Genomic DNA, 22,272 nt, shown 5'->3' on the forward strand with positions numbered 1-22,272 from the left:
CACCACACCCCACACACCCCAACCCCACGACCTCGCCTACGTCATCTACACCTCCGGATCCACCGGACAACCCAAAGGCGTAGAAATCACCCACGGTTCCGTGGCGAACCTGGCGATGGCGTTCCGCAAGGAGTGGGGCGAGCGCAACGTCTACGCGCCCGGCATGCAGAGCCTGTTGCTGTCCTCCCTGTCGTTCGACTCCGCCGTGAAACTGTTGCTGCTGATGTGCGAGGGCGTGACCCTGCACGTGCTGGACGAGGCGACACGACGCGATGCCTCCGCGGTCGTCCGCTACATGCGGGAGCAGCGGATCGATGCGTTCAGCTGTACCCCGTCTCTCCTCCGCGGCCTCATCGACTCGGGCGTATTCAGCCGCGAGTACGCGCCGCGCTTCAGCCTGATCGGCGGCGAGGCCATCGATCCCGAGCTGTGGCTGATGCTCACCGCACTGTCCGCGCGCCACGGGCACGAGGCGTACAACCTCTACGGCCCGACCGAGTGCACGGTCGACGCCACCGTGGCACGGGTGGAAGGCAACCGCCCGGTGATCGGCAAGCCGATCACCAACACCCGGCTCTACGTCCTCGACGCCCACCAGGCCCTCACACCCGCCGGCGTCCCCGGCGAGCTCTACATCGGCGGCGCCGGCGTGGCCAACGGCTACCGGAACAACCCCAGGCTCACCGCCGAGCGGTTCGTGCGCGACCCGTTCGGGGGGCCCCGCGACCGCCTTTACCGCACCGGCGACCTCGTGCGCTACCTGCCCTCGGGAGACCTGGAGTTCCTCGGTCGAATGGACGACCAGGTCAAAATCCGCGGCTACCGCATCGAGCCGGGCGAGATCGAGGCCGCCCTGCGCGACCACACGAGCGTGGGCCAGGCAGTCGTCGTGGCACGGGGGAACGGACCCGACGCCCTACGGCTCGTCGCCTACGTCACGCCCGCTCCCGGGCACGGGCGACTGGCAGGTACGGCCGGCCAAGAGTTCCCCGACCCGCAGCTCCGCGAGGACCTGGCTCGTCGCCTGCCGAGCTACCTGGTCCCCTCCGTCATCGTCGGTCTGGAGGAGCTCCCGGTCGGCCCCGGCGGAAAGCTCGACCGCCGCGCCCTGCCCGAACCCGACGGGGCGCGCCCCGAGCTGGACGCAGCCTTCCAGGCGCCCACCAATCCCGCCCAGGAGGCCATCTCCGCCATCTGGTCCGAGCTCCTCGACATCACCCCCATCGGCATCCACGACGACTTCTTCCAACTCGGCGGCCACTCCATGCTCGCCATCCAAGTCATCTCCCGGGTCAACGAGACGCTTGACAGCGAGGCCAGTCTGCAGGCGGTCTTCGACCACCCGACGATCGCCGCGCTGGCAGCCCATATCCATCCCATACCCTCCGCCGGAGACAGCGCATGAGCCCGCGCGAGGTGACGCCCGAGCAGGCCGGTCGCGGCCAACTGGCAACAGAGCAGAGGAACATCATGATCGAAGACCTTCGCTTGACGACCCTGGCAGAGCGGCCCGAGCTGACCGGACGCGCCGAAGCCCTCAAAGGCAGCTGGCCCGAGTTCATGACGCACGAGCCGATCGGCGAGAGGTTCTACATCGACGCGGCCCGGCACTACGCCGAGTTCACGCTCGTCGCCTTCTCGGCCGATGCACCCGACAAAGTGCTTGCACGGGCGCATTCGATACCCGTCGGCCTGGCCGACGCCCCGCCGGACGGGCTACCCGACACCGGATGGGACGGCATGGTGCGTCAGGCCCATCTCACGCGGCTGGCCGGCTACAGGGGCGACGCCGTCTGCGGTCTGGAGGTCATGGTGCGCCCGGAACTGCGGGGGTCGGGGCTCGGGACCCAGATGCTCCGCGGACTCCACGCGAACGCCAGGGACAAGGGCTTCCGCCACTTCATCGCGCCGGTCCGACCGCCAGGGAAGGCGGATGCCCCGCACGTCTCCATGAGCGACTACGTGGCGCGGTCGACGGAGGCAGGACTGCCGGCGGACCCGCTGCTGCGCGCACACGTCAAGCTCGGCTCCGACATCGTCGGGATAGCCCCTGCGTCGATGGTCATCCCCGGATCGGTGGATCAGTGGCGGCAGTGGACCGGCCTGCCCTTCGACGAGAGCGGCCCGGTGATCGTTCCGGACGCCTTGACGCCCGTTCACTGCGACCTGCTCAACGACTTCGCCGTCTACGTCGAGCCCAACGTGTGGGTGCACCAGCGTCTTTCCTGATCGGCACGGCGCCGGCGCCGCATGCCCCCCATTACCGGGCGGGCACGCAACCGGGGGCGGGTCACCGGGCAGCTGCCCGGTGACCCGCCCCCGGTTGTGCGCTACGCGCAGCAGGCGTGGACGGTCCCGCTCACGCCTCCGTCACGGGAATCAGCTCGAAGAAGTAGCCGTTGGGCGGAGTGGTCGTCTGGTGGACCGCCGCGCGCTTCCAGCCGCTCTCTACGAAGGCCTCCTGCCACTGGTCGTACGTCGGCAGGTAGTCGCCCATCAGCGCGTGGACCGACTCGAAGCCCAGGGTGAAGATGGTGGTGTCGGGGCCGGGCAGTTCGCTGGTGCGGACGACGTCGCAGATGAACAGCCGCTCGACCGCGGGGAACGCCGTCCGCAGCCGGCGCAGGGTGTTCACGCAGCTCTCGTACGGCCAGAAGTCGTGCCCCATGAAGACGCAGGTGATGGTGTCAACGTCGGCGAACTCGGGGAGCGGTTCGAGCTCTAGAGCATTCCCTTGGAGCACGGTGATCCGGTCCGCGAGATCGGCCTCCTGGACCGACTCGGTGGCCAGCTGGACCGCGGCGGTCGACAGGTCCACTCCGACGCCGTTGACGCCTGGGTGGTTTCCGGCGATGCGGATGAGGCGCTGCCCCGACCCGCATCCGAGGTCGGCAACCTTCTTGACGGGGAGGTCGGCCAGGACCTTGTCGAAGAGCCGCTCGACCTCCTCCTCACCGATCAGCCGCGACCCGATGGCCACCGCGCGCATGTCGCGGTGGTAGAAATCGCCCACCCGCTGGTCTTCACGGGCCACGTCCGGTGCGAGGCTGAAGAGCTCGCCACAGCCCTTGACCAGCCAGTAGAAGTAGCCGCGTGCGGCGTAGGCCTCCTCGAAGCGCGGTCCTGGTATGACCAGGCCGTTGTCCTTGACCTGGACGATCTTGGCCCAGTGGAGCGCGCGGTAGACGTTCCGTACGACGTTCACGTCGAGTCGGTCCTCGGCGCTGTCTCTGAGGCGTGCCTCGCCCTTTTCGGCCAACCGGTCAAGGAGTCCCAGCTGGCACGCTGTGGACATCGCGGAGGAGGCCACGTAGGAGGAGTACAGGTCGGCGACCGGACCACGGGTCCAGTCAGACGGGGACAGGGCGCTGGCGTGGGAAGAAGACATCTAGTCATACCCTTCAATCAGCTGGTGCAATCCGGGCCGCCCGGGCGACCGGAACCGTGCTCTTAGCCGGTAGGCGGTTATGAGGCATGCGGGATGGTGATGAGGCGTGTGGGATGGTCAGGGGCGTCCAGGAGTCCCCAACGCGCATAGGACACGGTGCGCGGGCGGCCGTCAGAGGTCAGCCGTGCGCGGCTCCGTCATCCCGACGATGATCTGGCGGGGCGGAGTGAACGACTCGCGGGCATGGGCCACGAACATGTTGTCGAGCATCAGGACGTCACCCTCGCGCCAGGGGACGACCACCTTCTCCGCCAAGTACGCCGCGCGGAGCTCCTCGATGACTTCCGGCTCGATGTCGGCGCCGTCGCCGTAGTAAGTGTTGTTGGGGAGCTGGTCCTTCCCCATCGACATCAGGGCCTTCACGGTGGCGGGGTCGAACATCTGGACGTTGAAGAAGACCAGGTGGTTGAACCACGTGACCTCACCGGTGACAGGGTGCCGCGCGACGACCGGGCGTATCTGATGGGTGGTCAGCGCGTCGTTCTCGCCCCAGGCGTAGCTGATGTCGTTCAGCCGACAGTACTCCTCCACCTCACTGCGGTCCTCCGACTGGAAGGCCTCGCGCCAGCTGAGGCCGAGCCGGCCGCCGAAGTGGCGCACGTAGCGGTACTTCCGCTCTTCGAGCTTGGTGCGGGTGGCCTCGGAGATGCGGTGGTAGATCTTGCGGGAGTCGGCGATCGGCGTGCCGCCACCCGCGGCTGGCTGCACCACGCAGTGGAAGAAGATGCGCAGCGGCCACGAAGTGTTGTATGACTGCTCGTTGTGAAGGAAGATCTCCTGCGCCGCGGGGTAGTCCGTCGAGGTGTAGACCTTGTTGCCCACCTCATGGCGCGGTGAGGTCCGTTCAAGGTATTGGAGCGGCTCGCCGGACAGCTCGGTCATAAGGCTGCGGAACGTCTCGGCCGTGACGCCGGAGAAGCCGCGGAACAGCACCCCGCCGTAGCGCAGCATCCGATCCCGGATCTCCTCCTTGTGCCGTGCGGCGAGCTCGATCAGGTCCAGCCCCGCCACCTCGGGTTCGAGGATCAGCGGCAGGTGCTGTCCGGGCGCGGCCCACGACTCCCGTACCTGAGGCAGCCCGGGATCGTCCGTTCCAGCGACCACGAACTCGTGATCAGTTGCGTGAGAATACGATTGCGACATGTTTCGAAGCACCCTTCTCGAGTTCTGCAGTCTCCGTCGTCCCCCGGCTAGACAATGCCGGATTCCTTCATCTCCGAATGGAGCAACGTCGCCCAGAGCCGGTGCGCTTCGGAAAGCGGATGCTGGGCGGATGCGCGGGGCGCCCCAGAACGCACCAGCCATTCCTCGAAGGTGTGTCCGTCCTTGAAGCCCATTTCGCCGTGCCCGATGGAATACACGGATCGGTGGACGCCCGGCCGGATGAATCGGAGCAGATGCTGCGTCAGGAGCGAGAACCGGGCAATGGGCTCGGCGTTGGTCGCCAAGGCGTCGTGGAAGTGGAAGCGCACCCCCATCGAGGACAGTGCGAACTGCATGTTCAATATCTGGTGCACATAGGTGACCGTTGCCTGCTCCTCGCGGAACAGGTGTCGGTAGTAGAGCCTGTTGGCACGTAGGGCGGCGCGGTTGGCGCCGTGCTTCTGCGGGGAGAGGTTGGTCTTCATCAGTCCCCAGCCGTCGTCGAACGGCGCGTCGGACCTGACGTCCACTCCGGGCATGCTCTCGAAGCGCTCGGTCCTGACGAGGTCCGTGAATCCCAGGCAGACGAGAAGTTCATCGGCCTCGCCGCCGGCGGCGAGGTAGCTGCACACGTAGTCGTACGCCATGCGCACCGCGCGGGCGTTGGATCCCCCGCTGCGACCTGCGTTGACGACCGTGTCGACGCCCAAGATCTTTCCCAGGTGGCTGGGCCACGCCTTCTTGTTGCGATAGTCGCGGACCAGCAGTTGGGTCTTGATGTCCTTGCTGCTGCCCGCCAGGCGCAACTCGGGGTCCTCTTCCTCCAGTTCCTTCCCCTCGGTGAAGCTGCATCCGTTGGCGTAGAGCGTTTTGATCACGTCAGTCGTCCCCTCGAAAAACCAAACAGCCATTGCCGCCAGACCTGCGTCTACTGACCGCGCAAGCTCAGGGGGCGCATGTCCGTCCATTCCCGCTCGATGTGGTCGAGGCACTCTTCCCGACTGCCACGCACGTTGATGTCCTGCCAGCCTTCCGGGACGTCACGATGGGCCGGCCAGATCGAGTGCTGTCCCTCGGCGTTCACCACTACGACGTACGCCTGCGCATTCTCCACGGTTCCATCCATGAGTCGTCTCCCTTTCACAAGCGGTAGCCCTCGCGGTCAGCTGGTCTGAGCGCGGGCCCTCAACTCCGTCACGCGAGCGGCGAGCGCGGCGAGCGTGCGGCCTTCCAAGATGTCCCTGAACCGGATTTCCACGTCGAACGCCTCATTGAGGCGTGCGGCGATGCGCATTCCGGAGAGCGAGTTCCCGCCGAGCTCAAGGAAGTCGTCTTCAGGCTCGCTCTCTGCGATGCCGAGCGCCTCGCACCAGACGGCCTGCACCTCGTCGTCGCGGTGGTGTTCCCGCAGGTGCTCCTGCCGGAGTTCCGGCACGCCCGGGGGCGTGCCGGCAGCGGCGGACGCCCTGCTCGTGAGGGAGCTGACGTCGATCTTGCCATTCGGCAGCAACGGCATCTCCTGCAGGACCTCCACCGTTGTGGGCACCATGAAGCCCGGCAGTCGCGCCTTCAGGTGGTCCTTGATCTGCTGGATGTCGCCGTCGTCCGTGACGAGTTCGAGGAAGGCGACCAGTCCAGTGAGCCCCGAGGATTCCCGTCGCGGGATCACGCACGCCCTGCGGACCTGCGGATGCACCGCGAGCACCCCCTCGACCTCGTTGGGGTTGACCCGGAATCCGTTGATCTTGGCCTGTCGGTCCACACGGCCCTCGTAGTGCAGCAGGCCTGAGGCGTCCTCCCGGGCCAGGTCGCCGGTCCGGTAGTGGCGGCCCTTGCCGTCAACGGCCGGCATGAAGGACGCTGCGGTGCCCACGGGGTCGCGCCAGTACCCCCTGGCCACGCCGGGGCCCCCGATGTAGAGCTCGCCAATCTCTCCGGTCGGAACCGGCTGCATGTCGTCGTCGAGGATGGCCGTGCTCACGCTGGGGCACGCGCCTCCCAGCGGCATCCCCCGGAACTGCTCCGCGGGAACTCCCCTGTCGTCGCGGTAGATCGTGGAGGTCACGCAGGTCTCGGTGAGTCCATAGCAGTTCCACAGCTCCACCTCCGCGGGCACGGCGCCGCGCCAGGTGGCCAGGTCGGCGGCGGACGCGCCCTCACCGCCGATCAGCACGCTCCGCACGGACGACGGGAAGGGCACGGTGCTGCGGCTCAGCTCCAGGCAGATCTCGTGCCAGTACGAGGTGGGCAGGTAGAGGTGGGAGACCGACTGGTTCTGCAGCTCCTGCAAGAAATGCGGAACCCCGAAGTCGGCCTCGTCGGTGCGCATCACCAGGGAGGCTCCCTTGTACAGGGGGAGGATGACCTCTTCGATGCTCGAATCCCAGCCGAAGGCGCCGAAGTGCAGCGCCCGATCGGCCGCGTCCGGTGCGTAGGGGAGGGAGACGGCCGTCATGAGGTTGCTCAGTGCGCGATGGTCGATCATCACGCCCTTGGCCGGCCCACTGGACCCACTGGTGTGCACCAGGCAGGCCAGCTGCGCCCCCGACGGATCGTGAGGCGCCACGATCGGGACGTCGGGCCCGCCAGGCTCTGCCGCCTGCTCGATCTCCACCACGGGGCAGTCGCCCCACGCGCTCCGGAGGTGATCGGCGTTCTTCTTGTCCGTCAGGATCGCGCCGGGCCGCACGCTGGTGAGGATGGAGCGCAGACGCTGCTGGGGGGTGTCCTCGGCGAGCGGCACGTACAGGCAGTTGGCCTGCCAGATGCCCAGCATGGCGACGACGGCCCATTCGCTGCGGTCGGTGACGACGACGACGGGGAGCTCCTGGGCGCGCCGGACGGTGGTCGCCAGAGTCCTCGCGGTGGCGAGCACCAGCTCGCGGAGTTCGCCATAGGTCGTCCAGCGTCCCCTGGACGCGATCGCCAGTGCGTCAGGCCGAGTTGTCGCGTGCCCGGCTATGGCTTCGTGGACGCGCTCTTGCAAGGAAACTCCCCATCAGCAGAAGTGGGTGGTCTGCGGAGGACCTTCGTCCCCCGTTGGACGGCTGTCCTGATCCCGGCTCCGTGTCAGGCCGAAGGATCGTTGTCATGGTTGAAGTTGCCGGTCCGCAGCGCGTGGTACAGGCGCTTGCCGGTGGACGGCGGCGAGAAGAAGAACCGGGTCTCCTCGCGGCGGCCGAACAGGCCGTGGCCGATGAAGTCACTGGCGGTCCGCCGCCAGTACTCCGGGCCCAGGCGGGCCAGCAGCGCCAGGTACTCGGTGAAGCTCTGGGCAGGTCCGAACCAGTGGTTGACCGAGACCGACGGCGTGTGGGAGCGGATGTCGTGCCAGCAGCCGCGCGGGATGAACACCACGTCACCGGGGTTGACGGTGGTGCTGTAGAACGTGGCGTCACGCAGCCGGGGAAAGCGCGCCAGGTCCGGATGCGCCACGTCGATCTGGCTGTTGACGAGGTTGTCCGGGAAGGGGTACGCGGATCGACTGTCCTCCCAGGAGAGGAGCGTGACGGTCTTGCGTCCCCATATCTGGCAGAACAGGTTGTCCTTGAGGTCCGCGTGGAGCATAGAACGGGTGCCCGCAGAGCCGATCCACACCCGAGTGTCACTGCCGGGGCCGTCGGCCGGTCCGAGTAGGGCGGCCAGGTCGCAGTCGGAGAGGTCGAGGAGGTCCGCGGCACGCTGGTAGGCCAGGTAGCTCGGCGCGACCGCGGTCTCGTCCATCATCACGTCGATGAACTCGGCCAGCAGCAGGGTGCGTTCGTACGACTGCTGGTCCTGCGGGTAGAGCACGCCGTCGGTGGGCAGGCCCATCAGCGCCGTGACCTCTCGTTGCCCGCGCGTGCGGCGCAGGTGCTCGGGTTCCCAGGACTTCCGGGCGGGCCACTCGTCGGTCAGCCCATTGAAGATCATCGGGACCGCGCGCTGCTTGACGGCCTGTTGCAGTCCGGCGGGGGTGTGCTCAGCGGCCCGGGGAATCGGCCGTACGTCGAGTCCGGCATGTCGGAGCGCCTCTCTCGGGTCCTGGTCGGAATCACTGCGCTGTGCAGGGCCGGCGCTACCGGGAACCGCGTTCACTGGGTGTCCTCCTACAGTTGATGTGCAACGTAATGCTGAGCCGGTGTGAACGCGACCGGTTTAGTTGTGGCGTGATCGCTGCTCGCCGCGGCGCTCGGGCGGCTTGTCCCTTCCGTCCTCGGCTCCGTTCGCAGTTCCGTCTCCGGCCCCGCTTTCGGTCCCGCCCCGCGCATCAGGGGCGATGACTCATGTACAAGTGATGGGACCACCGCTCCCGTTCGCCCGCGCTCAGGGTCGAGTGGCCGCTCGGGGCCATGGGTGAGTACGCCGCATGCCGTCGGGGACGGAGCTCTCCACGGGTAAGAGCTCGACGGCGCCGCGGAACCGCGAAAAACGGTTAAGTGCAGGGGCATTGACGGATCGACCATGACCGGCACCATACTGGCCCGCAAACAAGCTGGCGGCAAGAGCTCTGTCCGGTTGATGACCACTCCAACCGTCACGACAGACATGTTCAGAACGGTTGCGAGGAACGATGCTGAACAGTCCCCGGCCGCACGAGGAGCGCCGGTGGGGACGCGTCCCGCTGTGCTGCGCCCCCCGACGCGTCCCCGCGTCGCCGGGCTGCTCCTGCGGCCGGTTGTCATCTTCCTGCCGACCTGGGCGATGCCCCTCGTCGACGGCGGTCTTCTGGCTCCATCGTCGGACCATCTTGTCAACACCTGCATGACAGACGCCTCACTCGATGCCGACGCCCCCCCGCCAAGCCGCCCCGCAGGCCGTGAGAACGACACGTTGGTAATGGCATTCCCAACCGGCTCAAACAGCCTTTGCCCCCACGCGCAGGGATGACACGACCGCAGCGCCGACTCTTGGCGTCCCTCGATCCTTTGCCGCACGCGCAAGATGGCTCGATCGTCGCGGACCTGTGACTGGACCTGTGGCGCTCCGACCTACCCAAACGGTCGCTCGTCTGAATGGCCTGAGGCACACCGGCACTGATCGCGCCGATGGGCCGCCGAGCCGTCCCGGCAGACCACCTCGATGCCGGGATGGGCGGGCGCCCACGACGCAGCGCAAAGTCGTCCACGGCGACCACCCGCAACGTCGGTTCCGGCGAACAGACAGGTGAGCAGGCTTGCCCAACTCAAGGCGTGGTGCAGATGAAGCAGCAGCCGCGAGCCGGCCTTCCCTGCCAGCGCCGTCGCCACCGCCTCAACGATCGCCTGCAGTTGCGGGGTGCGGCGCTGGTAGCGCACCGTCAGTTCGTCGATCTGCTCCGCGAACGTGGCCTTAGGAAGGGAGGAAGCTCTGCAGCGGGCGCTCAGGATCCTCCGTGGCTTCGTGCAGGAGCTCGGTGAGTCTTTTGCTCCACCCCTCGACGGTCGTACGGGCGAAGAGATCCGTGGAGTACTCGAAGGTGACGGTGATGGCGTCCTCCCCAGGTACCAGGACGGCGTACAGCTCGTTGCGTGCCACGCCCGAGGTGGGGAGGCTCCGTACGGAGGCCGACACCGACGCCAGGTCCAGAGCGGGTGGCGGCGTGGTGACCACGGTGAACAGCACGGTGGGGAACAGGGAGTCCCCGGTACCGGGCGCGACCAGCTCGACGACGTCGGTCACCGGGAGGTCCTGGTGGTCGAGGACGGCGAAGAGAGTCGACCCGAGCCGGGTCACGAGGTCGGCGAAGGTCGTGGCCTCACCGAGCCGGGCCCGCAGGAGTACCGCGTCGCCCAGCAGCCCGACCACGTCCGCAGTCTCCCGTCGCATGCGGTTCGCGCTCGACGCGGCCAGCACCACGTCGGCCGGGCTGCCGCACAGTCCGCCCAGCCAGGTGGCGAAGGTGGCGGCCAGCACGGTGTACGGCGTCGTGCCCAGGCGCGTGGCGGTCTCCGCGACCAGCCTGGGGGCCGGCCCGTCGATGACCCAGGTGTGCAGCTCGCCCCGGCCTGACAGGGCTTCGGGGCGCGGCCGGTCGTACGGCAGCGCCGGACGCAGTGGTACGCCGTCGAGTTCGGCGAGCCAGAACCGCTCGAGCTCTGCCCGGCGTTCGCCGCCCATCTGGTGTTCGGCACGCGCGCAGTCCGTGAACTGTACGGCGGGCGGGGCCGGCGGGTTCGCGCCGTGGCGCCGGGCGTTGTAGAGCTCCTGCAGTTCACGCCGGATGACGCCCATGGACCAGCCGTCGCAGACGGCATGGTGGAACACGGTCACCAGGACCCAGCGGGCAGGACCGAGCCGCGCCAGCCGGTAGTGGAACAGCGGCGCGCGGTCCATTGCCAGCGCGCGGGAGGCATGGCCGGTGCACCACCGCTCGACGGCATCCGGGGCGTCGGCGTGAGCGGTGAGGTCATCGACCGGGAGTTCCACGGGCACCTCCGCCAGCACCTCGACGACGTACCGCCCATCGCGCCGTACGGCCCTGCTGCGCAGTGCGTGATGGCGCCCCACCAGGTCCTCGAGGGCCCCCGCCAGACTCCGGGGATCGAGGTCACCGTGCAGGTCGATGCGGTGCGCGACGTTGTAGACGCCCGGGTCGGCACGCTCGTGGTGCCGGTGCCACAGCCTGCGGAGAGTGGAGGTCATCGGCACGGTGTCCACCACCTGCTCGGCAAGCGCGGGACGTTCGCCGCATCCCGCGACGCCCCGGATGGTGGGGTCGAGGAAGAACCGGGCCATGGACAGCTCGACGTCCAGCTCGTCCGCCATGCGGTTCAGCAGCCTCATCGCGCTCAGGGAGTGACCGCCGAGTTCGAAGAAGGACCGGCTCACCGGCACCTGGGACAGGCCCAGTTCGTCGCACCACAGCGCGTGCAGGGCCTTCATCAGCCGGGTGGCGGGCTGTGCGTCGGGGTGCCCGGTATCGGCGTCGGTCCCAGAGCCGGGCTCGGGCAGCCGGTCCCTGTCCAGTTTGCCCGAGGCGTTCACCGGGAGCCGGTCCAGGCGCACCCAGTGACGGGGCACCAGGTGGTCGGGAAGCCGCGCGGCCAGCGCCGCGCGCAGCTCGCGGAGGTCGTCCGCCGGCAGTGCGGGAACGACGTAGGCGACCAGTTCCCAGTCACCGTACCGGTCGCGGCGTGACACCACGGCGGCGTCGCGTACCCCCGGGAGGGCGCTGAGCGCTCCTCGGACCTCGGCGGGTTCGACGCGATGGCCCCGGATCTTGACCTGCTCGTCGATGCGGCCGCAGTACTGGAGCGTGCCGTCCGTGCGCCAGCGTCCGAGGTCCCCCGTCCGGTACGACAACGACGAGTCCGCGTCGGGGAGGAACGCCGCGGCCGTCTCCGCGGGCCGTGCGTGGTAGCCGTGCGCGACCGGTGTGCCGCCCACGTGGATCTCCCCGACAGCTCCCGGAGGCACCTTCCTCCCGGCGCCGTCCAGCAGCAGGATCCGGGCTCCCGGTATCGGCGTGCCGATCGGCGGCAGCTCCTCACCGTCGGGGTCGACCCGGTGGGAGGTGACGATGACGGACGTCTCGGTGGGTCCGTACTGGTTGTACAGCGCGCACTGCGGGTGCGCGGCGAGGAAGCGGCGGAAGGCGTCGGTCAGCCGCAGTGCCTCGCCGGCCGAGAACAGCTCCCTCAGGGCGGGCAGTTCCGGCCCGGTCTCGATCAGGTACCTCAGCGGGGTGCTGGGCATGAACATCCGCTGCACTCCGTGGCGGCGCGCCATCTCCGTGACGGCCACGGGGTCGTGCCGGACATCGTCGTCGATAAGTACGAGCGCCGCCCCGGATCCCAGCGTGGTGAAGATCTCCTGCACGCTGACGTCGAAGGCGGCTGAGGTCCACTGCAGGGTGCGCAGTGCGGGGTGCCGATCCAGGTGTCCGCGGACGAGATTGACCGGGCCGCGGTGCGGTACGACGACGCCCTTGGGAAGGCCGGTCGAGCCCGAGGTGTAGATGCAGTACGCCGGGTCCTCGGGCCCTGCCCCACCGGTGGGGGGATCTTCCGCGAGGGTGGCGTCGACGTCGTCCACGAGCTGGCGGGGCAGCCCGGTCGCGAGCTGCGGATGCCTGGCGAGAGTGGCTTCGGAGGTGAGCAGCAGCAGGGGCGCGCCGTCGTCGAGGATCGTGTCGAGCCGAGGGGTGGGCACGGAGGGGTCGAGGGGCAGATAGGCGGCCCCGCTCTTGAGCACGCCCAGCAGAGCAGTGATCAGCTCCGGTCCGCGAGACAGCAGCAGCGCCACGCGCTCACCGCGTGAGGCGCCCCGCTCGCGCAGACGCCGGGCGAGTGCGTTCGCGCGCATGTCCAGCTCCCGGTAGCCCACGCTCCCCCGGTCGCCGACCAGGGCGACGGCGTCGGGGGTGCGCCGCGCCTGCTGCTCGAGCAGCCCGTGCAGGGTGCCGTCGACGGCGGGCGGCGGCTCCTCAAGACGCCCCAGACCCGCCAGGAGGGTGCGCTCGGCGTCGGTCACGGCGGTCAGCTCGCACAGCGGCGCGCCGGGGCCGTCGAGCGCGCGGCGTAGCACCTGCTCCATGGAGTGGACCAGGCGGCGTACGAACGGCTCGTCGAAGAGGGCGGTGTCGTATTCGACCATGCACCGCACGCCGTCGCGGTGGTGCGTCAGGTAGATGCTGAGGTCGAACGGGGCGCGTGCGCTGGGCACGTCAAGCAGCGTGGCCGTCAGCCGGGTCGGGTCGAAGGTCACCTCGCTCTCGTTCTCGTACTCGACCATCACCTGGAAGAGCGGGTTCCGTCCGGGGTCGCGTCGTGGGTTGAGCGCCCCGACCAGTTCGTCGAAGGGGACGTCACGGTGTTCGTACGCCGCTGTGCTGCTGGCCCGCACGCGGTGCAGCAGCGTCGGGAAGTCCGGGTCGCCCGTGAGGTCGAGGCGCAGGGGCACGGTGTCGAGGAACACGCCGATGGCGTGTTCGGCGCCGGTGGGCCGGGCGGCGACGGCGGTGCCGACGACCACGTCGTGCTGTCCGCTCAACCGGCTGAGCACCGCTGCGACGGAGCTGGTCAGCGCCATGAACAAAGTGGCCCGGTGCGCGGCGGCGAACGCCTTCACGCCCTGTACGAGTTCGGCGTCGAGTTCATGTGTCAGGGCGGCCCCTGCTCCGGATCTGACCAGGGGACGGGACCGGTCGATGGGCAGGGACAGCTCCGGTGCCCCGCCGAGTTCACGCCGCCAGAAGTCGAGGGATCCGGCGGTGTCCGACGGACGAGCGGGGAGCGTGTCGGGCAGGGGCGGCAACTGCGGGTCGCCGTGCGGGAAGGAACGGTAGAAGGCGGCGAGGTCGCGGACCAGCACCGCTGTGGAGGAGGAGTCGAAGGCGATGTGGTGGACCAGCAGGAAGAGCAGGTGCCGCTCCTCCGACAGGCGCAGCAGCCGGGCAATGATCAGCGGCCCGTCGCGAAGGTCGAGGTTCCGGTTCGCCTCGTCGTCGAGGGCGGCGCGCAGCGCCTCTTCCTCCGTGGCCCCGGTGTGGTCGTCGACCGGGCACGCGATCCGCATCCGGTCGTGCGTCTCCTGGTAGGGGGTTCCCTCGGTGTCGCGGAAGACGGTGCGCAGCACCGGGTGCCGGTCGGCGACCCGCTGCAGTGCCCACTGCAGCGCCGGCACGTTCAGCCGGCCGTCCAGGCGGATCGCCTTGGGCTCGTGGTACATGGAGGTCCCGGGATGAAGCTGCTCCAGGAACCAGATGCGGCGTTGCGCGGGTGAGAGCGGCGATCGCCTCGGGACGAGCGCCGCCACCTCCTTGCCTGCCCCTGGCGATGCCCGGCGGCGGACCCGGTCGAGCACCGGCAGCGCGGCAAGAACCTGCTCCTTCGGCACGCCGAAGTCCACGAAACAGGCGATTTCGTTCGCTCCGGCGTCCACCAGGCGGCGCACCATCTCAGCCGCCGCGTGCTCGTCACCGATCAGGGCGCGGGAGTCGCAGTAGCGCGCGTAGGCGCGCTCCAGCAGGAACTCCACGTCCTCCTCAGGGGTGTTGTCGAGGTCGGCGGTGAAGCCGAGGCTGTTGGTGACCTGGTCGAAGAGGGACAGCGAGGAACGCAGGTACGAAACGAACGGCCGGAACGCCTCGGCGCGGGCGCGAGCCGCGTCGTCGCCGAGGTAGGTGTGCACCAGCACGACCACCCGGCCCGTGGCGGGATCGAGTCCGTGCTCGGCTCGTGTACGCCGGTACAGCGCAATGTTCTCCGCGAGCTGCTCGACGGTCTGCGTCATCAGGTTGGTGACCACCCCCAGCCCCTCGGCGGCTGCGCGGCGGTAACTGTCGGGGTTGCCCACCACGGCGACGTACAGGGGCAACTGCCGCTGCACGGGGCGCGGGTGCAGGCGTATCTCCACGGGTTCGCCGTCTCCCGCGGTCGTCAGCAGAGGCTGCCCGGACCAGAGATGCCGCACGGTCTCCAGCTGCTCGTACATCACCTCGCGGTGCCGGCCAAAGTGCTGGGGCGCGAGCGCGAAGTCGGTGGCGTGCCAGCCGCTCGCGACACACAGGCCCGCTCGTCCGCCGGAGATGTTGTCCACCACGGACCAGTCCTCGGCGACGCGGACGGGGTGGTGCAGTGGGAGGACGACCGACCCCGCGTGGAGCCGGATGCGGCTGGTCCGGGAGGCGAGCGCGGCGGCGAGCACGGAGGGGTTGGGGAAGAGGGCGCCGAAGGAGTTGAAGTGGCGTTCCGGGAGCCACAGGGCGTGGAAGTCGTGCTCGTCCGCGAACGTCGCGGCCTCCATGATGAGCGCGTATTTGTCACGCTCGGTGTCCTGGGGGTAGTCGCCGAAGAAGTACAGGCTGAAGTCGGTCTCGGTGGCGGACGCCGGATCGGAAGGGGGCGCGGGGACGGCCGGGATGGGAAGGGAGGCCTCAGCGCGCGGGTGAGCCGGTGCCGAGGCCGGCGTCGGCATGGGAGGGGGAGACGTGGTGGCGGGCTTGAGGACGTCGAGTTGCCGGGAGATCACACCGGTCACCTGGTCGATGAGCTGTCCGGCCAGTTCCAGCTGCCGGCCGAACAGCTCGTGGAGCCCCGGTGGTGGTGCCGCCGCGGAGGCGGGTGCCGCGGGCTCCGGGGCGGGGCGCGGCTGCTGCCGGTCCTCGCCCCGGTGCGGCTCCACGGGGCCGGCCGCGTCCCCGCGCAGCTGCGCCAGGCGTTCGGTCAGGCGGCGTGGGGTGTCGGCCGAGGAGAACAGCTCCCGTATGGGGATGCGCACTCCGTACCGTTGCTGGAGTTCCGTCGTCAGTCCCATCAGGGAGAGCGAGTCCGCGCCGAGGTCGAAGAACGAGCTGTCGGGCGCGACGTCGGCTGTCTCTCTGCCGAGCTGGTCGGCGGTCAGCTGCCGTACTTCGGTGAGCAGGTCGTCCGGTGCGCCGGGCTCCTGGAGAGTGTCCGGTTGCCGCCGCGAGGCCCCCTCTGGCTCTGGTGCCTGGGCCGGCGACGCGGCCTGGTACGGCACCGGGCGCCGCCGCAGGGGGTGCCCGGGCAGGGGCACCCTACCCCCGACGCCGTTGACCGTACGCCAGTCCAGTTCGGCTCCCCGGCAGTACAGCGAGCCCAGCGATGTGAGGAGCCCAGTCAGCTGGTCGACCGCGCCGGTGCCCGGCCCCTGGCCGCTCAGCCAGCGACTGTCCGGCCGGCAATGCCGGCCCATGCCGGTGAGGGTGTGTCCGGCGCCGATCTCCAGGAAGTCCTCGCAGCCCTCCCCCGCCGCGGTGGCCATGGCCAGGTCGAAGCGGACCGGCTCCCGCGCCTGGCGGCAGAGGTACGCGGCGTCGGGCGTCCAGCCCGCCGGGCGAAGTCGGCCGTCAGGCGCGGTCACCAGGGGGGTGTGCAACGGGGCGTACGCCACTCGTTCGGCGTGGGCGCGGAAGTCGCGCAGCGCAGGTTCGACCGAGGCCGAGTGGAACCCCTTGTCGACGGGCAGCGCCCGCCATCGCACACCCTCCCGGTCGAGCAGCCGCGCCGCCTCCTCGATGGCCTGCGTCGGCCCGGAGATCACCTGGGCGCGTGGGCCGTTGACCGCGGCCAGTTCGGCCCCGGACGCCTGTGCGACGGCCTGCGCGCGGGCCGGGTCGGCGACGACCGCGAGCATCCCGCCCGGCGGGCACGCCGCGTGCATCAGCCGCCCGCGCCACGCCGTGAGCCGCAATCCGTCGTCGAGTGTCACGGCGCCGCCCTCGTACAGGGCCGCGTACTCGCCCACGCTGTGGCCGATCAGCAGCGCGGGGCGGACTCCAGTGGCGCGCCACACTTCGACGAGCGCCGATTGGTGGGCGAACAGGGCGGCCTGTGCCGTCTCGGTGGGCCAGACGTCGTCCTCGGCGCCGGACTCGTCGAGCAGGAGCCGGAGCAGGGAGCCGCCGAACTCGTCGGCGTAGACCTCCTCGCACCGGTCGAGTGTCCGCCGGGCCGTCGGCCATGCGGCGTAGATGCCGTTCGCCATGCCCCGGCGTGCGCTTCCCTGCCCGGAGAACGCGAAGGCGAGCGGGCCGAGCGCCGGTACCTGCGGCTGGCCGTCCAGCGCGCGGGCGAGGTCCGCCGCCGTCCGGCCGACGGCCGTGGTCCGTGCCGCGTGGTGCGTTCTGCCGAGTGCCATGGTGGCGGCCACGTCCGCAGCCGCGAGTTCCGGCCGCTGCCGCAGCCGGCCGCGGAGCCTGTCGGTGAGTTCGCCCAGGGCGCGTGCGTCGCGGGCCGACACCGGTACCAGTACGGGTAGTTCGGCAGCGGCCGCCGGGTTCCCGTACGGTACGGGGGCCTCCTCCAGCACCACATGGGCGTTGGTGCCGCCCACACCGAGCGCGCTGACCCCAGCCCGGCGCCGCACACCCTCCTGGGCGGGCCATGGCCGCAGTTCGGTGGCCAGGACCAGTGGGCCGCCCTCGAGGCGGAGTTCGGGGTTGGCGTGGGTCAGGTGCGGCGTCGGCACGAGGGTGCGGTGCCGCAGCATGAGGACCGTCTTGATCAGACCGGCCATGCCCGCGCAGCTGTCGAGGTGGCCGATGTTCGGCTTCACCGATCCGACGGTGCAGAAGGCCGTGCGCCGCGTGCCCTCGCCGAGAGCCCTGCCGAGTGCCTCAAGTTCGACCGGATCGCCGAGTCGCGTGCCCGTCCCGTGCGCCTCCACGTAGGTGATCGTGTCGGCGGGGACGTCCGCCCTGCGCAGCGCCCGGCGTACAACCTCGACCTGCCCGGCGACACCCGGCGCAGTGAATCCGACTTTGCCCGCGCCGTCGTTGTTGACGGCGGAGCCCAGGATCACCGCGTGCACGGTGTCACCGTCGGCGAGGGCGCGGTCGAGCCTCTTGAGCAGAACTACGGCCACTCCGTTGCCGCCCACGGTGCCGTCGGCCTCCGCGTCGAAGGCGCGGCAGCGTCCGGTGGGAGACAGGATGGAGCCCGGGTGGCTGCGGTAGCCGGTCTCCTGGGGGAGGTGCACGGCCGCGGCTCCCGCCAGGGCCAGGTCGGCGTCGCCGCTCAGCAGGGCCTGGACCGCGAGATGCACGGCCACCAGCGAGGTGGAGCAGGCGGTCTGGACGCCGATGGCGGGGCCGGTGAGCCCGAGCCGGTAGGCGACCCGGGAGGCGAGGAAGTCCGGCTGCTGTCCGATCGCGGCCTGCATCCCGGTGGCGGGGTCGGCGTCGTCGTCCGGAACACCGGTCGTGGGCGGGTGCTGGTGGTCGTAGAGGTTCATGCCCGTTCCCGCGAACACGCCGACCGTCGTGCCCGGTTCGGTCGCCGCGTAGCCGCCGTCCTCGAGTGCCTCGTGGCAGCACTCCAGGAACAGCCGGTGTGCGGGATGGGTGAGCCTGGCCTCCTTGGGGCTCATGCCGAAGTGGTCCGCGTCGAAGGCGTCGACATCGTCGAGGACGCCGCCGACCGGCACCAGGCCGGGGGCGTGCCGCTGCCGCGGGGACAGGCCGGCCGACGCGAGTTCCGCGTCGTCGAAGACGCGGACGCTGTCCACGCCGTTGCGCAGGTTGGCCCAGAACTGGGCCGTCGAGTTCGCTCCCGGGAAGCGCAGCGACAGTCCGACGACAGCAATGCGCTGTTCCGCGGTACCCACCGGGGCGGTGCCGGTGGCGGCGGGCTCGGTCTCTTCCCGGGGCGCAGCGGCCAGATGCGCGGCAAGCGCGCCGGCCGTGGGATGTTCGAAGAACGCGGTCTGAGCGATGGTCTTGGCGAGCCGCTGCTCCAGGCGGGACCGCAGGCGTATGAGGAGCAGGGAGGTCAGGCCGAGCTCGTAGAACGGCACGCGCGCGTCAACCGGGCGTCCCAGTAAGGCGGCGATCTCCTCCTGGACCGTCTGTGTCATGTCGGCGGAGACAGAGACACTTCGGGCGCTCCGGGCGTCCCCGGCGCTCCGGTCGATCAGACGGTCGCGGAGCTCGGCGCGGCGCACCTTTCCCGCGGGGGTTCTCGGAAATTCATCTCGTGGGACAGAGAGGACATGAGTGGCAGTGAGGCGGAGCCGGGCGAACAGCACCGCTCTCACCTCGCGTCCCATACGCGCATCTTCGTCGGCGTCGCCGTGGCTGACGAAGAACACCGCCAGCTCTTCGGTACCGCTGTCCGCGTGCGGAATGCCACAGGCAGCTACTTCCCCCTGCCGGACGCCGACGACCGCGGTGACGGCCTCCTCAACCTCGTGGCAGTAGACGTTGTGCCCGTTGAGGATGATCATGTCCTTGCGCCGACCGGTGATCACGACCTGTCCGCCGTCGAGGAAGGCCAGGTCACCGGTGTCCAGCCACTCCGGTCCGGTGGGGAAGGCTGCGGCGTCCGCCTCCGGGTTGTTCACGTAGCCGGGGATGAGACGGGCCGGGGCGTGCACCTGGAGCCGGCCGATCCTGCCCGCGGGCCCGGGCTCGCCACGGTCGTCCACGACACGCAGGGTGACCCCGTGCGCGGGCGAGCCGGCCGCGACGAAGGTGACGCAGTCGTCCTCCGGTGTCTGCTCGTCGGCCCGGACCAGGTCGCCGCCCAGGCTGCTCTTGAGCAGGCGGTGCACGCTACCCGGCTGGTCGAGCCGCCCGTAGGTGACGGCCGTGACCGTCTCGGCCATCCCCCACACCGGTACGATGTGCCCCTCCCGGATCCCGGACGCGGCGGTGGCGTCGAGGAAGCGGCGCAGCACCGGAAGCACAATCTGTTCGCCCCCGCACAGCAGCGACTTGATGCCACTGAGGTCCCGGTGGCCCTCCGGGCGCTCGGCGAGCGCGTCCGCGACGAGCCCGTACGCGAATGTCGGCGCCCAGCTGTGCTGCGCCCCGTGCTCCTCGATGAGGTCCAGCCAGCGCAGCGGCTCGGCCAGGACCGTCGCGGTGGGCGCGTGGACATTGGTGCATCCGACGAAGACCGCGAGCAGGTGGTACAGCAGGAACGCGCCGCTGTGATCGACCGGAAGCCAGTTCACCATGGTGTCGTTCGGGCGTACGTCCAGGATGCGCCTGCTGCTGGCGGCGAAGTCCGCCAGGCCTGCGTGGGTGAGCCGGGCGGCTTTGGGCACACCGGTACTGCCGGAGGACAGCATCAGCAACGCGACGTCGGAGCCCGCCGGATCGATGCGGTCGTCCGCGGGTGACGCGTCGGCGCAGTCCCTCGCGACCACCACCCGCAGCTCGGGAGCGGCGTGAGCCAGGTCCTCCGCCCCGGCCGCATCACTGACCACCAGCGGCCGGTCGAGTGTCGCAGAGGCGTGGAGCAGGCGTTCGAGCGCCGGGGAACCCGGCGTGGCACGGTCGGCGATGGCGACGGGCCGGGCACCGCCGAGCAGGCAGGCCCAGAAGGCGGTGAAGAACTCCGCGAGGGGCAGCCCGCACAGCACCACCGTGTCACCGGTGCACAGCCCGTGCTCCCGCAGCCCGGTGAGCATCCGGCGGGCCTGTGAGAGCAGTTCGGGGTACGACCGGGTGGTGGTGGAACCGTCGGGGGCGACGGTGACGACGGTCGCGCCGGTGGCCGAGTGCGCGGCACGCAGCAGCGCGTCCACCGCGTTCCGCGGGTCGCCGTCGGTGTGTTCCGGCTCAGGCCCCCGGCAGAGCGCCTGTCCCCGTACGCGTTCCATGCGTGTCCCCTTTTTCCCCACTTGTGGACGACAGTCGAGCCCTGCGGGGGCGACCGGCGGCGAACAACAGCAGAACCAGTGCCCCACACATCGCCGCACCGTGGAAGGCGCCGACGACCGTGAGAGCAGGCAGCACTTCGAGAGCCGCCGCGGCCAGCACGGCGCCCAGCGCGAATCCGGCGGTCTCCGCCGTGGCGGACAGCCCGAACAGGCGGCTGCGCTGCCGGTCGGGCGCCGCCTGCAGACGTGAGGTGTAGACGATCTCGGTCCAGCCGTCCGCGAACCCCGCCGCCGCGGCGGCCAGCATCAGCGCCGGTGCGGCCAGACCGGTGAATGCCGCCACGAACGAGAGCGACATCGCGAACGTACCCACTGCGAAGGCACGATCGCCCCACGCCGAGCTGCGTTGTCTCCGCCTGAGCACCAAGTGGGCGGCGATGGTGCCCACGGCCCACGCGGCCCAGAACCTGGTCATGAAAAGTGCCGGTTCGGACGGAGCCCTGAAGTGCGCAACTATGGGCAGAGCGACATTGTGCGACGAAGAGGCCAAGGCATCGACACCTCGGAGCAGGATCATGCCGAGCAATAGGGCCGGCACGCCGACGATCCCGCGCCATGGACGTGAGCCGCGAACCGCCTGCGGCTGAGTCGTGGAGCCTTGTCCGCCTTCCTCCTCTGCGCGTTCGTAGCCGTCCTCGCCCTCCGTACGCGGCCGTAACGCGAGCAGAGCGACTGCGGACACCACGAAGGTCGCGGCATTGACGGCGAACGCGGTGGCGAAACCGCCGAATCCGATGACCGCAGCCGCCGAAGCGAAGCCGAGCACCGTGGCTATCGACCGCGCCGTGACCAGCAGCCCATTCGCCCGCGCGCGGCTCTCCTGACCGACCATCGCGGGTACCGCACTGCGCAACGCGACGGTGAAGAAGGTGTTCCCCGCACCCAGGACAACGGCCGCGCAGCCGAGCAGCCACGTCGGTGTGTTGGATGTGCAAAGTGCCAGTACGGTCATGGCGGCGGCCTGGGCCATGTCTGTGCCGATCATCATCTGTCGGCGGGAGGCCCTGGCCAACAGCACCCCGGCGACGAGCCCTGCCAGGAAGCCGGAAAACAGGCGTAACGCCAACAGCATGCCCACACCGAAAGCGGTACCGGTGACCGCAAAGGAGAACAGGCTCAAGGCGATCAGGTTCAGGTAGTTGCCGTAGCTGGAGACCGCGTGCGCAACGACGATGGCACGGAACTGCCGGTCCACACCCTCCACTACGCCCCCGCCGCATCCGAAATCGATCACCAGTTCCTGGCCGGTGACCCTACCAGGCACTCTGAGGCTTGTCCGGCGGATCGTGTAGGCCCCTGGGGGCCCGAGGTTGTGCCCCCAGGACGCAGATAAAAGCGGGACATCGCTATACGAACCCGGAGCCCGTGAAGCTGCATACGCATATCTGTTCTCGCTGCTGATGCGGTGGAAGCTGATCAATGCCGCACGTCGTGCGACGGGCCGAGAGTGCGTTGCGGGCCGGGGCCGGGTAGTCAAGGCGTACTGCATGGTCGACGGGGTGTTCCGGTTGTAGCGTCAGCAGTCGGACCTGATCGGCGTCAGCGGTGGCGACTTCGATCCGGGCGCGATGTGGCGGGCTGGAGGCGGA

10 protein-coding genes are annotated in these 22,272 nt (G+C 69.7%); 2 read left to right on the forward strand and 8 right to left on the reverse strand.

The window, feature by feature from the left end:
- Both ACIQRW_RS35930 and ACIQRW_RS35935 read left to right on the forward strand, forming a co-directional pair.
- On the forward strand, nt 1-1,405 hold a 1,405-nt coding region (locus tag ACIQRW_RS35930; RefSeq protein ID WP_403768890.1), incomplete at its 5' end, for an AMP-binding protein.
- Entirely contained in the window at nt 1,402-2,229 is an 828-nt protein-coding gene (locus ACIQRW_RS35935) for an N-acetyltransferase (RefSeq protein WP_403768893.1), read from the forward strand. The genes ACIQRW_RS35930 and ACIQRW_RS35935, both read left to right, overlap by 4 nt.
- A 130-nt stretch (nt 2,230-2,359) precedes the next feature.
- Here the strand turns inward: ACIQRW_RS35935 and ACIQRW_RS35940 are convergent, their stop codons facing one another.
- From ACIQRW_RS35940 to ACIQRW_RS35975, 8 genes are all read right to left on the reverse strand, one after another.
- A complete protein-coding gene (locus ACIQRW_RS35940) occupies nt 2,360-3,388 on the reverse strand; it encodes an SAM-dependent methyltransferase (RefSeq protein WP_403768896.1) in 1,029 nt (342 codons plus the stop codon).
- A 171-nt stretch (nt 3,389-3,559) separates the two neighbouring features.
- On the reverse strand, nt 3,560-4,552 hold the full coding sequence (locus ACIQRW_RS35945; protein WP_403768899.1) for a TauD/TfdA family dioxygenase: 993 nt from the start codon (nt 4,550-4,552) through the stop codon (nt 3,560-3,562).
- Between the two features lie 86 nt (nt 4,553-4,638).
- Nucleotides 4,639-5,469, reverse strand: coding sequence for a DUF6071 family protein (locus ACIQRW_RS35950; RefSeq protein ID WP_403768902.1), 831 nt, complete (start codon nt 5,467-5,469; stop codon nt 4,639-4,641).
- 50 nt (nt 5,470-5,519) lie between these two features.
- On the reverse strand, nt 5,520-5,717 hold the full coding sequence (locus ACIQRW_RS35955) for an MbtH family protein (protein WP_093436133.1): 198 nt from the start codon (nt 5,715-5,717) through the stop codon (nt 5,520-5,522).
- 36 nt (nt 5,718-5,753) lie between these two features.
- The gene (locus tag ACIQRW_RS35960) at nt 5,754-7,577 is read right to left on the reverse strand and encodes a non-ribosomal peptide synthetase (RefSeq protein WP_403768905.1); all 1,824 of its coding nucleotides are present in this window, start codon (nt 7,575-7,577) and stop codon (nt 5,754-5,756) included.
- Nucleotides 7,578-7,660: 83 nt separating this feature from the next.
- Nucleotides 7,661-8,668 (reverse strand): cupin-like domain-containing protein, encoded by a 1,008-nt coding sequence (locus tag ACIQRW_RS35965; RefSeq protein WP_403768908.1) that lies wholly within the window; start codon nt 8,666-8,668, stop codon nt 7,661-7,663.
- Between the two features lie 1,233 nt (nt 8,669-9,901).
- Nucleotides 9,902-20,623 (reverse strand): amino acid adenylation domain-containing protein, encoded by a 10,722-nt coding sequence (locus ACIQRW_RS35970; RefSeq protein ID WP_403768911.1) that lies wholly within the window; start codon nt 20,621-20,623, stop codon nt 9,902-9,904.
- Nucleotides 20,583-21,887, reverse strand: coding sequence for an MFS transporter (locus tag ACIQRW_RS35975; protein WP_403769052.1), 1,305 nt, complete (start codon nt 21,885-21,887; stop codon nt 20,583-20,585). Before ACIQRW_RS35975 ends, ACIQRW_RS35970 begins: the two co-directional genes overlap by 41 nt.
- Nucleotides 21,888-22,272 lie beyond the last annotated feature (385 nt).

The sequence above is a fragment of the Streptomyces sp. NPDC091287 genome (assembly GCF_044768525.1).
In the GTDB taxonomy this organism is placed as follows: Bacteria; Actinomycetota; Actinomycetes; order Streptomycetales; family Streptomycetaceae; genus Streptomyces.